Origin of the sequence: Sinorhizobium sp. 6-70 (genome assembly GCF_030124375.1) — a bacterium.
Classification (GTDB): Bacteria; Pseudomonadota; Alphaproteobacteria; order Rhizobiales; family Rhizobiaceae; genus Sinorhizobium.
The window spans coordinates 65,599-79,952 of record NZ_JASKLS010000015.1; the positions used below are offsets into that span (position 1 = coordinate 65,599).

7 protein-coding genes are annotated in these 14,354 nt (G+C 60.8%); 4 read left to right on the forward strand and 3 right to left on the reverse strand.

The genetic code is table 11. The annotated features are described in order from the left end of the window. The 3 genes from QN222_RS24360 to QN222_RS24370 are packed head-to-tail and all read right to left on the reverse strand — an operon-like array spanning position 1 to position 3,856. Positions 1-1,860 (reverse strand): cellulose synthase catalytic subunit, encoded by a 1,860-nt coding sequence (locus tag QN222_RS24360; protein ID WP_283964004.1) that lies wholly within the window; start codon positions 1,858-1,860, stop codon positions 1-3. Continuing rightward, positions 1,857-2,843 (reverse strand): UDP-glucose 4-epimerase GalE, encoded by a 987-nt coding sequence (galE, locus tag QN222_RS24365; RefSeq protein WP_283964003.1) that lies wholly within the window; start codon positions 2,841-2,843, stop codon positions 1,857-1,859. Before galE ends, QN222_RS24360 begins: the two co-directional genes overlap by 4 nt. Beyond that, positions 2,843-3,856, reverse strand: a complete 1,014-nt coding sequence (locus tag QN222_RS24370; protein ID WP_283964002.1) for an SDR family oxidoreductase — start codon at positions 3,854-3,856, stop codon at positions 2,843-2,845. Before QN222_RS24370 ends, galE begins: the two co-directional genes overlap by 1 nt. 389 nt (positions 3,857-4,245) lie before the next feature. On the opposite strand from QN222_RS24370, the gene QN222_RS24375 reads away from it, so the two are divergent. From QN222_RS24375 to glgB, 4 genes are all read left to right on the forward strand, one after another. Further along, positions 4,246-5,391: an AraC family transcriptional regulator gene (locus QN222_RS24375; RefSeq protein WP_283964001.1), complete on the forward strand. Its 1,146-nt coding sequence runs from the start codon at positions 4,246-4,248 to the stop codon at positions 5,389-5,391. A gap of 176 nt (positions 5,392-5,567) precedes the next feature. Continuing rightward, entirely contained in the window at positions 5,568-8,822 is a 3,255-nt protein-coding gene (locus QN222_RS24380; protein ID WP_283964000.1) for a maltotransferase domain-containing protein, read from the forward strand. Positions 8,823-8,843: 21 nt separating this feature from the next. Then, a complete protein-coding gene (treS, locus tag QN222_RS24385) occupies positions 8,844-12,149 on the forward strand; it encodes a maltose alpha-D-glucosyltransferase (protein WP_284005635.1) in 3,306 nt (1,101 codons plus the stop codon). Then, on the forward strand, positions 12,146-14,353 hold the full coding sequence (glgB, locus tag QN222_RS24390) for a 1,4-alpha-glucan branching protein GlgB (protein ID WP_283963999.1): 2,208 nt from the start codon (positions 12,146-12,148) through the stop codon (positions 14,351-14,353). The genes treS and glgB overlap by 4 nt, the downstream gene beginning before the upstream one ends. The last annotated feature ends 1 nt before the right edge of the window (position 14,354 follow it).

Below are 14,354 nucleotides of genomic sequence, written 5' to 3' on the forward strand. Positions count from 1 at the left end.
TCAGTGTGCTCCACCGTTTCCCTGTTCCGCCGTGACGGAAATCCAGCGCGGCCGGAAGACGACCTTTCGCAAGTTGCTGCCGTCCTGCCCGGCACCCGCTACCGCATAACGTTCCTCGAAGAGGCGGAGATGCCCGGCACCCCATGCGAGCGCCTCAAGCCCGTCTTTCCCGTGTTCGGCCGTCGCGATCCCGGGCAATGCGACGAGTGCCGAAAGACCTGCCGCCATCGCCGGGCGGTGAAAACGGGAGGTGGTGGTGACCGCGTTCTCCTTCGAATGCCGCGCGACGATGACCAGCAGAAGCAGGCAGTACATCGCGGCATTCAGGATCGCGAAGAGGTAGAAGCCCTTGGCGTTCGCAGCATCGTCGACCAGGAGGACCGGCAGCACGGCTGCAATGGCCAGAACGACGTAAGGCGCGAGAACACGGAACGGGAGCGGATCGACCTCGGATGCACCTTTCGGAGTGACACGAAAATCCACGAAGGATCCGGTGAGCCAGTCGCGTAGCGCCGCCAGGGTACCGGCGAGCGCCCAAGGCCACCGCGCAAAGAGGAAGAGCGTGCATTCCCAGCTCAGGATCTTCGCGTCATACGGCCGGAACGAGCTGCTGGCCCGCCAGCGATAGGCCAAAAGCACGAGGATGGTCGAAAGCGGCGCGAAATGCGCGAGAAAATCAGGATAGGTCACCGCGACAAAGGTCTCGCCGCGCGCCAGCGCTATCATCGGCATCGCGAACATCAGCGCCATGAAGCACGCGAACAGAGGGTACCAGAGCTGCGAGAAAAGGAACTGGAACTTCAGCCGTAGCGGCAATTTGCCAACCAAGCGTGGCGAATACTGCAGCAGGAGCATGACGAGGCTGCGCGACCACTGGAATTCCTGAGTCACGAGGTCCCCGAAAGTGCGCGGCCCGTCACCATGCGCGATCGCTTCGAGCGCGTGGACGCCGCGCCAGCCGGCGGCGTTCATCATCAACGTCGTCGAATGATCTTCGGCCAGTTCGGGCCCGAGTCCGCCGATCTCCTCCAGCGCCGCCGTGCGGACCGCATAGTGCGATCCTATGCACAGCGGCGCCAGCCCCCCATTATAGCCAGCCTGAAGCGAGCCGTGCATGCTCGCCTCGGCATAAAGCCTTCCGCGCGCCGCCCAGCTTTCGGATGCGTTCCGGTCACAGATGCTTGGTGCGGAGACGTAACCAACCCTCGGATCCGCAAAAGGGCGGAGCATCTCAAAAAGATAACCAGGCTCAGGAACATGATCTGCGTCGAGCTGGGCCACGAAATCATAGCGATCATAGCCGTAATGATCGTAGAAGAAGGCGAGGTTGCCCTCCTTGCAACGCGTGCGTCGCGGCCACGAAGTCCGATGATAGTCGGCCCGTCCCTTGCGGGTCGAGACGAGGACGCCATGCCTGCGGCACCATTCGAGCGTCGCCTCGGAGGGATCTTCGTCCGCGAGCCAGGTGTCGTGCGGGACATCCTGCGCGAGCATCGCCTTCAGCGTTTCCGACACGATCGAAAAGGGTTCCGATGGTGCCTTGGTCACGACCATCGCGACGCGACTGCCGGCCGGCAACCGCAGAGGTCCATTTGGTTTTGCCGCGCGATAGAAGACCGCGACGAAATAGGCAGGCAGGAGAGTGACCCAAGCCAGGACCGCGGTCACCGTAATACTGCCCAAAGTGTCCATGTGGTGGCGCGGCTCTAGCCACCAGGCCCAGAAATGAACGAGAGCGGCCAGCCACAGGCCGGCGCCGAGGAGATATTCCGCCCGGCGATAGCCGGTGAGCACAGGAACGAGCAAGGGCTCATCGCTCTGCGAAGTGCTCGTTCCGTCGTCGGCAGAAAGGCGAGTCATGGCCGCGCCTCCAGTCCGAAGAATGGCGCAGCCGTTCGCACGATTGTCTCAAGATCGGAATAGCGGGGCAGGAAGCCGATTGTCCGGTGCGCAAGCGCAGCATCCGCATAGAGCGCCGGCGGATCTCCACAACGTCGCCGGCGAAACACCACCGGGACGGCGTGACCGGTAACCTCGCTGATTGCTTGAAGCACTTCCTTTATGGAACAACCACGACCGGTGCCGAGATTGAGCGCAAGGTTCGCTCCACCGCTGGCGAGGTGTCGATAGGCCAGGGCGTGAGCGTGCGCCAGATCGGCCACGTGGATATAGTCACGCACACAGGTCCCATCGGGCGTGTCGTAGTCGTCGCCGAAGATCTCCAGATGCGGAATTTTACCTGCCGCGGCCATGAGTGCCCGCGGAATGAGGTGCGTTTCCGGGTCGTGCCACTCCCCGAGATCACCTTCCGGATCGGCCCCGCAGGCGTTGAAATAGCGCAGCGAAACATAGTTGAGTCCGAAGGCCGTCGCGTAGTCCGCGAGCATGTGCTCGGCCATCAGTTTCGTCTTGCCGTAGGGATTGATCGGTGCCTGCGGCGTGGCCTCGTCGATCGGCAACACCGCCGGTACGCCATAGGTGGCGCAGCTCGACGAGAAGATGATCTTGTCGAGGCCCCCCTGTCGGCACGCATCGAGGAGCGACAGCGTTCCGCGGACATTGTTGTTGTAGTACTTCGCGGGGTCTGCGACGGATTCACCGACATAGGCGGATGCGGCGAAATGGATGACGGCGGCCGGCTGATATTGTTCCACCACTTTGATCAGGTGGGCTGTGTCCAGGATGTCGCCGTGGACGAACGGTCCCCAGCGTACCGCGGAGCGATTCCCGGTCGACAAGTTGTCGTAGACGACGGGCTCGATGCCCTCCAGGCAGAGAAGCTTTGCGGTGTGGCTGCCGATGTAGCCGGCCCCACCCGTAACGAGAAGGCGTGGCGCGTCCATCAGACCAGCTCCATGACTTTCCGATCGGAACCGGCGAGGAGGCCGTCGAAGTATTGGATCGTGCGTGCGAGACCTTCCGACAGATTGATCGTCGGGCGCCAACCGAGCGCTTCCGTTGCGAGCGAAATGTCCGGGCGGCGCTGGCGCGGGTCATCGACGGGCAGGGGCCGGCGGATGATCTTCGAGCGTGAGCCGGTCACGTGGATCACCCGGTCAGCGAGTTCACTGATGGTGAACTCTCCGGGATTGCCGAGGTTGACCGGGCCCGTGAGCGACGATGGCGACGCCATCAGGCGGACGAAGCCGTCAATCAGATCGTCGACGAAACAGAAGGAGCGGGTTTGCGACCCGTCGCCATAGATGGTGATGTCCTCACCTTTGAGTGCCTGGACAATGAAGTTCGAGACGACACGGCCATCGTCCGGGCGCATCCGGGGGCCGTAGGTGTTGAAGATGCGAACGATCTTGATGTCGACCCCATGGACCTTGTGGAAGTCGAAGAACAGGGTTTCTGCGCAACGCTTGCCCTCGTCGTAACAGGAGCGTGGGCCGAAGGGATTGACGTTGCCCCAATAGCTTTCCACCTGCGGGTGGACCTGCGGGTCGCCGTAGATTTCCGACGTCGACGCCTGGAAGATGCGCGCCCCCTTGCGCGCAGCCAGATCCAACAGATTGAGCGACCCGACCACACAGGTCCTCATGGTCTGGATCGGATCGGCCTGATAGTGCGGCGGCGATGCCGGACAGGCGAGATTATAGATTTCGTCGACCTCCAGATCGATCGGCTCCACGATGTCATGGGCGATGACACGGAAGGTGTCGAAGCGCTTCAGCTGCGCGACGTTGCGTCTCAAGCCGGTCGAGAAGTTGTCGATGCAGAGGACTTCGTGACCGGCGCCGAGAAGCAGCTCGCAGAGATGTGATCCCAGGAAGCCCGCGCCGCCAGTGACGAGTATTCGCTTCAGGTTCTTCGGGCGCCGCGAGAAATCTTTGTCTTCTTTTGCATTTGTCAAAGTGTTTCTGAAATCATTACGAAAATAATTCACGGATAATCTCCACGCCACTTATTAACAAACTAAGAACGTTCGCCAACGGAAGGAATAACTAGGTAATTCAAATGCCTTCGTTCGAAAATACTCTGGCTTTTGCCTTGCGCTATTTGAAAGCGACTGTTGCCTATTGATACAATCGCGGCGTGGTGAATGTCATTATCACCCAATCCGGATAGTTATCTTGCCGTGCATTTCTACTCAAAACGAGGTATAAGTGTCACTTCTGGGTGTAATCTGTCGGCTCTGTTCCACTCTGGGGCGAGTTGTGACGAAGCGGGACATGCGCCGCTACAGGCACTCGACCGTTTGCGGCTCACGTTCGAGCGCGACCATTCGCTGGAGGGTGTTGCATGAGTAAAGAATCCGGAGATGGTCCACCCGAAGCTCCCGCCTGGCCCGCCCATCTGGAGCGGCGCCGGTGGCCGCGCGAGCCCACCGAACGAAGGGAGCGCCAAGCCATCGCGCGCCCCGGGCTGGTGCCCTCGCATTTTTCCACGCTCGGATTGCCGCCTGCGGAACAGTTTGACGCATGGCGCCAGCACATGGCTCCGCTGATCGATGTTCGTTTGCCAGACGGGAAGGCTCCGGATGAAGGCTTTCCTGCAGAGCAGGTAGGATGGCACCTTGGGGATTTGCTCGTCGTTCAACAACGTACGCCGGGATATAGCTATGAGCGGTCTCGCGCGATGCTGCGCTCCAGCCCGATAGACCACTGGAACGTCGGGGTGCTCCGCAGTGGTCGGGCATGGACCGAAGTCGACCGCCACGTCACGGAGATAGGACCGGGAGAGCTCTTTCTTCGGTCCCTGGGCTACCCCTACCGCGGGCGTGTGACGGAGTCCGTGGCCGTCCTTCTCTTCATGCCATATGAATTGCTGGCGGACGATGCGAGCAAACTCGAGGGTGCCAATAATTCTGTCCTGTCGGGCAGTTTGACGGATCTGCTCATGAACTACATTGACGGTGTAGAATCAAATCTCAGCACCATTGCCGCGCCTGAAGTGCCGCGTATCGTGCGCACGGTGCGCGACATGATCGTCGCTTGCGCTGCATCAGCGACGCGGCCGGACGCGGCAGCGTCCCCGGTAAACATCGGAATGATGGAACGGGCGCACCGGTATATCCATCAAAACCTTCATGCGGGAGATTTGACACCGGATGCCATCTCCCGCGTACTGGGCATTTCCCGCACGCGCCTTTACCAGCTTTTCGAGCCGAGTGGCGGTGTCCTCAACTACATTCGCCGCCGCCGGCTTCTGCAGGCCTATGCGGACCTCAGCGACCCGACGAACAAGCGGCCTATCTCCGAAATTGCGGAAGCCGCGGGTTTCGACGTGGCCGCGAATTTCACACGCGCCTTCAATCACGAATTCGGGGCGAACCCGCGCGATATCCGCAAGATGGCAGCTGCCGAACGGCACGTCGCACCGCTCGCTCCTTCCGAGCGCCATCGCGGAGCCACGATCGGCGACTGGCTGAAATCCCTTCAGGGCTGAGGCTTCAGCAGGCAAGCAAGCGTCAGCGTTTGGGCAAACTAGCGCGGCAACAATGCTGAAGCTCTACATCCATGGCTGCCCAGCGTGGTGCATCGCGGTCAGTTTGTGCCCTTTTAGAGGAACAAGGACGGTCGCCTCACCGTTACACAGGGAAACCCTGCGGCGAGGCAGACCCGATGAACACGCGCCCCCAAGTCGCTTCGCGAATCTCGCTGTCGCAATTGCCACCGCGAATCTACTACGTGCATCCTTTGGTGCTGAAGGGGCTCGACGCGTGGAGAGAGGTCTTCACGCATGCGAAAGACCTTGGTTTTGATACGGTCCTGGCGGCGCCTCTTTTTGAACGTGGCCATTATGCCAGTGTCTTCGTCACCAGGAATTTCGATCAGCTCGATCCCGACCTGGAGCTGGGTGACTCTGTCGAGGATGGCGTCAAGTCGTTGGTCGAGGTGGCCCGGGAAAATGATCTCAAACTAATGCTCGACCTCGTCGTGGATCGAGTTGCCGTCGATGACAAGCCTGCGGGGTCCATCATCGCCGATCCGCGCGTGGCACCGCAGGAAAGCCGTAGCCGGCCCGTCGATTTCAGGGGCGAAGCCAGGTACATCGAGGACTGGCGCAAACGAATGACTTGGCTCACGGGCCTCGGCATTGCTGGTTTTCGCTGCTTAGGCATCGGTCGCCTGGCGCCGGAGGCATGGTACGACCTTATCGTCGCGGCCCGTAAGTCGGCGCCAGAAACAACCTTTCTGGCGTGGACGCCTGGCAGCGCCTTCGAAGACCGCAAGGCTCTCGACGGGGCAGGGTTTGACGGCAGCTTCTCCTCGCTTGCCTGGTGGAACCTGGAGGAACGGTGGATCACGGATGAATACCAGATCCAGCGGCAGATCGGATATCAGGTTACCTTCCCGGAGGCGCCGTTCGGTAAACGGATCGCTCACGGCACCGACGGTTGTGAGGTGCTGCAGCGTAAGGCTGTCCGCGCGCTGAAGCTTGCTTCCACATTTGCCAGCGGAATGATGATTCCAATGGGCTTCGAATTCGGTGCTGCCACGCCGCTCGATCCGACGCATGGCGATGGAACCGGCCTGCTTGGCCTTCGTAAACAGGGCTCTTTCGATCTTTCCGATGACATCCGCGCCGTGAACGGCTGGACCAACAAGACGGCCGCCGGCTTCGCGCGGCAGCCGCTCAAGCTCATCTCCGCCAGCCAGACTCCGGCCGTCGCTCTGATGCAGACGGACGAGGAGGACGTTCGCGCCTCGCAGAAAATCCGCGTCGTTGTCCTCAATCGCGACCTCCGGCGCGTCGTCAACGCACCGTTCAATGTCTTGCGGGAGGCGGCGTCGCTATTCCTTCCGCTCGTCAATCCCCAGGCCGAAGGCGAGGTTTTTGACGCCGATCTCAAGTTGAAGCCGGGCGAGTTGCGCATTTTCGAAGGACAGGCGTCCGTACCGATCGTCGATACGGTTCCGGTACCCGATGCCAGCGAGGCCGCCGCGTCTCCGAGATTGGCAATCGAGAAGATCACGCCCGCGGTCGATGACGGTCGTTTCGTCGTCAAGCGCGTTGTCGGCCAGACGGTGAAGGTCGAGGCAGATATTTTCGGCGACGGCCACGACCCGCTTTCGGCTGTCCTGCTCTGGCGGGCGGTCGACGAAAGCGGCTGGAACGAAGTGCACATGGAACTGATCGAAAATGATCGCTGGTGTGCGGAATTCACGCCCAAGCGCCTGGGCCGGCACGAATTCGCGGTCGAAGCCTGGCGCAGTCCGTTTCAGATCTTCCGCTACGAGTTCGTCAAGAAGCACGAGGCGCGGCTCGATCTCAGGCTCGAAATCCAGGAGGGCATCAACTTCGTGGTGGATGCGCTCGATTATGCGGAAGGCCAAATCAAGACGCAGCTCAAAACCCTCTTCGACAAGCTGACGGCGGCGCACGATGCCCAACGTACCGAAATCCTGCTGGCGACAGAAACCGCCGAGCTTATGGCGACGGCAGATCGACGTCCTCATCGTCTCCGGTCGCAGACTATCCCTCTTGATGCAGAGCGTCCGGGGGCCAGCTTCGCAAGCTGGTACCAGGTATTCCCACGCTCACAGAGCGGCGATCCGACCCGCCACGGCACATTCGATGACGTCATCAAACGGCTGCCGGCCATCCGCGCCATGGGCTTCGACGTGCTCTATTTCCCGCCGATTCATCCTATCGGCAAGACGAATCGCAAGGGCAGGAACAACAGCCTGCGCGCGGCGCCGGCGGATCCAGGCAGTCCTTATGCCATCGGATCGCCGGATGGCGGTCACGACGCGATCCATCCTGACCTTGGCACTTTCGAAGATTTCCGACGGTTGGTGGATGCCAGCAAGCACGAGGGCCTGGAGATAGCGCTCGACCTCGCCATCCAGTGCTCGCCCGACCACCTTTGGCTGAGACAGCATCCGGGCTGGTTTGACTGGCGACCGGACGGAACCATTCGTTACGCGGAAAATCCGCCGAAAAAATACGAAGACATCGTCAATGTGGACTTCTACAGCTGGGACGCGATCCCTTCGCTCTGGATCAAGCTGCGCGATATCGTGCAAATCTGGGTCGACAACGGCGTGAAACTCTTTCGCGTTGATAACCCGCACACCAAGCCTTTTCCCTTCTGGGAGTGGCTGATCGCCGATATCCGGTCGCGGCATCCGGAGGTCGTCTTCCTGTCGGAAGCGTTCACGAAGCCGAAGGTGATGTATAGGCTCGCCAAGGTCGGCTTTTCTCAATCGTACACCTATTTCACCTGGCGCAACACGAAGTGGGAGCTCGAGCAATACATGCGCGAGATCACCACGCAGGAACCGAAAGAGTTCTTCCGCCCACACTTCTTCGTTAACACGCACGACATCAACCCCGATTTCCTGCAGAACGCGCCGCGTCCGGCCTATCTGATCCGTGCGGCACTTGCCGCGACGCTGTCAGGACTTTGGGGCGTCTACAATGGTTTCGAACTCTGTGAGGGTCGGCCGGACACCAAGCGCAAGGAATATGCCGACTCGGAAAAATATGAGATCCGCGCCTGGGACTACGACCGGCCGGGCAATATCAAATCGGAAATCACGATGCTCAACCGGATTCGAAAGGAGAACCCGGCTCTGCACTCGCATCTTGGCCTACAGCTTCTCACCGCCTGGAACGACAACATCATGTTCTATGAGAGGACGAGTCCGGGGCGTGAGAACGCCCTGCTGATCGCCGTCAATCTCGATCCCTACAATGTTCATGAGGCGGATGTGGAAATCCCGCTCCGGTCATGGAACCTCCCGGACCATGGCACGCTTGACCTCGAAGACCTGATCGCAGGCCACAGGTTCAGTTGGACAGGCAGGGTCCAACACCTTCGGCTCGATCCGCATGCCGGTCTGCCGTTTGCGATCTGGCGGGTGAGATAAGACAGGAGAAACAAAATGGACATGGTGATCACAAGCCGCGACCAGGAGGAGGATCAGACCAACCCGCAAGAACCTGATCCCCTGTGGTATAAGGACGCGCTCATCTACCAACTTCACATCAAGTCGTTCTTCGATGCGAACAGCGACGGTATCGGGGACTTCAAGGGCCTTCACGAGAAGCTCGATCATATCGCCTCGCTTGGCGCCAATACCATCTGGCTCTTGCCCTTCTTTCCGTCCCCGCGTCGCGACGACGGATACGATATCGCCGATTACACCAATGTCAGCACGGACTACGGAACGGTGGAGGAGTTCAAGGCCTTCGTGGAAGCGGCGCATCAACGCGGCCTCCGGGTGATCATTGAGCTCGTCATCAACCATACGTCCGACCAACATCCATGGTTCCAGCGGGCGCGGCACGCGCCCCCCGGCTCGCCGGAGCGGGACTTCTACGTCTGGTCGGATACGGATCAGAAGTTCCCCGAGACCCGCATCATCTTCCTCGATACCGAAAAGTCCAACTGGACATGGGATCCAGTCGCCGGCGCTTATTATTGGCACCGGTTCTATTCCCACCAGCCCGACCTCAATTTCGACAATCCGTTGGTGGTCGAGGAACTTTTGGGTGTAATGCGCTTCTGGCTGGAAACCGGCATCGACGGTTTCCGGCTCGACGCGATCCCCTATCTGGTGGAACGCGAAGGCACGATCAACGAGAATCTGCCCGAGACGCATGCGATCCTGAAGAAGATCCGCGCGGCCCTTGATTCCACCCATCCAGGCAAAATGCTGCTTGCCGAGGCCAATCAATGGCCGGAGGACACGCGCGACTATTTCGGCGATGGCGATGAATGCCACATGGCCTTCCACTTCCCGCTCATGCCGCGCATGTACATGGCGATAGCCAAGGAGGACCGCTTCCCGATCACCGATATCATGCGGCAGACGCCGGAAATCCCGGAGACGTGCCAATGGGCGATCTTCTTGAGGAACCACGACGAGCTGACGCTGGAGATGGTGACCGACGAGGAACGCGATTACCTCTGGAACATCTATGCCACCGACCGTCGAGCCCGCATCAACCTCGGAATCCGGCGCCGTCTTTCGCCGCTGATGGAGCGCGATCGCCGTCGCGTCGAGTTGATGAACGCGCTGCTGTTTTCCATGCCCGGCACGCCCGTGATCTATTACGGCGATGAGATCGGCATGGGCGACAATATCTATCTCGGCGACCGCGACGGTGTGCGCACGCCCATGCAGTGGTCGCCGGACCGCAGTGGCGGCTTTTCCAAGGCCGATCCGGCACGACTCGTGCTGCCGCCGATCATGGACCCGCTTTACGGCTATGAGGCAGTCAATGTCGAAGCGCAGGGCGCCGATGCGCATTCGCTGCTCAACTGGACACGGCGGATGTTGGCGCTGCGCAACAAGCATTCGGCATTCGGGCGTGGCTCCTTAAGGTTCCTCTCGCCCGGCAATAGGAAGATTCTTGCCTATTTGCGTGAATATCGTGACGACACGATCCTCTGCGTCGCCAACCTGTCGCGCCTGCCCCAGGCTGTCGAGCTCGACCTTGCGAACTTTGCCGGCCGCGTCCCCATCGAGTTGACCGGCATGTCGCCATTCCCGCCGATCGGTCAGCTCACTTACATGCTCACTCTGCCCCCCTATGGCTTCTTCTGGTTCCTGCTTGCCCAGGAGGCGGACGGTCCGGCCTGGCGCGCCGAACCACCGGAACAGATGCAGGACATGGTGACCATGGTGGTGCGTCGTGACCTGCAGGAACTGGTCGACGAGCCACGGCTATCAGGCACGCTCTCGAACGAGATACTGCCGGCTTATCTCGGCAAGCGGCGCTGGTTCGGCGCCAAGGGCGAGAAGCTGAGGCATGCCTCGCTCGTCGTCGCCACGCCGCTTCCCTTCGCCCGTGACCTCTCGCTTGGAGAGGTGGAGGCCGAACTCGACGGCCGCAAGGACATGTATCTGCTGCCGCTTGCGGTGTCGTGGGACGACAGGCAGCCAACGGCGCTGGCGCAACAACTTGCGCTTGCCCGCCTCCGCCAGGGCCGCCGCGTCGGATTTTTGACCGACGGCTTTGCGATAGAGGGATTGGCACGCAGCGTCATCCGCGGGCTCCGCGAATGTGCGGTGATCTCCGACCGAGCGGGCACGCTTGAATTCCTCGGGACGGATCTGCTCGACCGCATGAGCATGAATGACGACCTGCCGGTACGGTGGCTCTCAGCCGAGCAATCCAACAGCTCGCTCATCATCGGCGAGATCGCGATGGTAAAGCTCATCCGCCACGTCCTGCCGGGTGTCCATCCGGAAGTGGAGATGACCCGCTATCTGACGGAAATCGGATATGGGAACACTGCACAACTGCTCGGCGAAGTCGCGCACACCGCGCCGGACGGCTGCCGTTGCACATTGATCATCGTGCAAGGCGCGATCCGCAATCAAGGCGATGCCTGGAACTGGATGCTGAGCAATCTGCGCCGCGCGATCGACGAGGTGATGGTGACCGGTGTCGAAGTAGACATGGCGAATGAGTACTTCACGCCGCTGGTGGATTTCGCAGCGACCGTCGGCAAGCGGCTCGGCGAATTGCACGTGGCGCTGGCGCAGCCGACCGAAAACGAAGATTTCAAACCGGTACGCATGTCCAATGAGGATGCCGGACGGTGGGGCGATGCCGTCAAGAAGCAAATTCACGAAAGCCTCGCCATCCTCGAGGAGATCCAGGAAAGTCTCGCCCCTGAGGTCGCCCAGCAGATCGGACCGCTCGTCGCACGACGCGAGGAGCTTTTGAAGTTGGCCGGGCATCTGGCAAAGGCCGCGGCTGGCACGCTGATGACCCGCAATCACGGCGACTTTCATCTGGGCCAGGTTCTGGTTGCGGAAGGTGACGCCTACATCATCGATTTCGAGGGCGAACCTGCCCGCGATCTCGCTGAACGCCGCGCCAAGACCAATCCGCTTCGGGATGTTGCGGGGCTGCTGAGATCGCTGAGCTATCTTGCAGCGGCCGCCAATCTCGACCGGGAACTGGTAAGCGAGGTGGTTGATCAACGACATGCCGCGCTGGTGGCGCGCTTCATCGAAATGGCGGAACCGGCCTTCCTCGAAGGATACGTCGACGCAGTCGGCAAAACGCGAGAACTCAGCTTACGTCCGGTTTCACGCGGTCGCATCCTCGACCTGTTCCTGCTGGAGAAGGCGGCCTACGAGATCGCTTATGAAGCGCGCAATCGCCCCACCTGGCTGCCTCTGCCACTTGTCGGCTTCTCGGCTATTGCATCGAGACTCTTGGAGAACGTCGCATGAGATATGAGCGCGCAGACCTGATGATCGGCACCGTCGCTGAAGGCCTCCAGGCTCTCGTCGAAGGCCGGCATGGCGATCCCTTTTCGATCCTCGGACATCATCGATATGACGATCTCAACGTGGTAAGGGCCTTGTTGCCCGGCGCGGTCTCCGTGGACGTGGTTGAGGCCGATACCAACCGCGCGCTGACGCGGCTGGAGGTGATTCACGCGGGCGGACTTTTCGCCGGTGTGATCGGGAGCGCGGCCCGTTACCTCTTTCGCATCCATTGGCAGGATGCGGTGCAGGAGACGGAGGATCCTTATTCTTTTGGCCTGTTGCTCGGCGACCTCGATCTGCATCTGATCTCCCAGGGCACGCATTACGATCTCGGCCGCACACTGGGCGCCGTTCCGACGGACGTTGATGGTGTCCAGGGCGTGCGTTTTTCCGTGTGGGCACCCAATGCGCGGCGGGTTTCCGTCGTCGGCGATTTCAACAGTTGGGACGGCCGCCGACATCCGATGCGGCTTCGGTCATCAGCCGGCGTATGGGAAATCTTCATTCCGCGCCTCACGCATGGAGAGCGCTATAAATTCGAGTTGCTCGATGCTCACGGCGATCTCCTGCCTCACAAAGCGGATCCGGTTGCCCGCGCCAGCGAAGCCGCGCCCTCGACGGCTTCGATAGTCGCTTCGTCGAGACCTTTCCGCTGGAGCGACGAGGACTGGATGCGTGCCCGCCGCGCCGACCGGGCGGGCACCGGTGCCATCTCGGTCTACGAGGTACATCCCGGTTCCTGGCTGAGGATCGCTGAGGAGGGAAACCGGCCGCTCGACTGGGTCGAGCTCAGCCAGCGGCTGATTCCCTATGCGCGGGATCTCGGCTTCACGCACATCGAATTCCTGCCGATCATGGAACATCCTTTCGGCGGCTCTTGGGGCTACCAGCCGCTCGGCCTTTTCGCTCCCACTGGTCGTTACGGCATGCCGGAGGATTTTGCCTATTTCGTCGACCGCTGCCATGCCGCCGGCATCGGCGTTATCCTCGACTGGGTGCCAGCGCATTTTCCCACCGATGTCTGGGGGCTCGCCCGCTTCGACGGGACCGCGCTCTACGAGCATGAGGACCCGCGCGAGGGCTTCCACAGGGACTGGAACACGCTGATTTACAATCTGGGCCGCAACGAGGTGAAAGGGTTCCTGATTGCCAGCGCACTGGAATGGCTGGAGCATTATCATGTGGATGCGTTGCGCGTGGACGCGGTTGCCTCGATGCTCTACCGGGACTACAGCCGCGAGGAGGGCGAATGGATACCCAATCAATATGGTGGTCGCGAGAACCTTGAAGCAGTGGAGTTCTTCAAGCACTTGAACAGCATCATCCATGAGCGCTGCCCGCATGCCCTTACCGTCGCGGAAGAGTCGACCGCCTGGCCTGGCGTTAGCAAGGCGCCCGAGGAGGGCGGCCTCGGCTTTGATTTCAAGTGGAACATGGGCTGGATGCATGACACGCTGCACTACATGCAGGACGATCCGGTCCACCGCAAATATCACCACGGCGCGATGACCTTCGGCATGATCTACGCCTATTCCGAACGGTTCATGCTGCCGCTCTCCCACGACGAGGTGGTGCATGGCAAAGGTTCTCTGCTCGGGAAGATGCCCGGCGACCATTGGCAGCGGCTCGCGAATCTGCGCGCCTATTACGGCTTCATGTGGGGACATCCAGGCAAGAAACTGCTCTTCATGGGCGGCGAGCTTGCCCAGGAAGGCGAATGGAGCCATGACGGCTCTGTGCATTGGGACCTGCTTGACCGGCCCGAGCATGCGGGCATTCTGCAATTGGTCCGCGATCTCAACAGGCTCTATAATCGAGAACCATCGCTGCAGTTCAGCGACCTTGAGCCGGGTGGCTTCGAATGGGCGGTCGCCGACGACGCGGAGAAGTCCGTCTACGGCATGCTGCGCAGTCCGCAAGACCGCTCCTCGTATATCCTGATAATGTCCAATCTCACGCCAGTTCCGCGGCACGATTATCGCGTTGGCGTGCCGATGGAAGGGCGCTTTGAGGTGGTGCTCAACACCGACGCGGCGATCTATGGCGGATCCAATCTCGGGCAGACCGAAGTCTGGGCTGAACGCCAGCCGGCGCATGGCAAGGACTTCTCCATCCTTCTTACACTGCCGCCGCTCGCGACAATCTTCCTGAGGTGGGAGCGTTAGG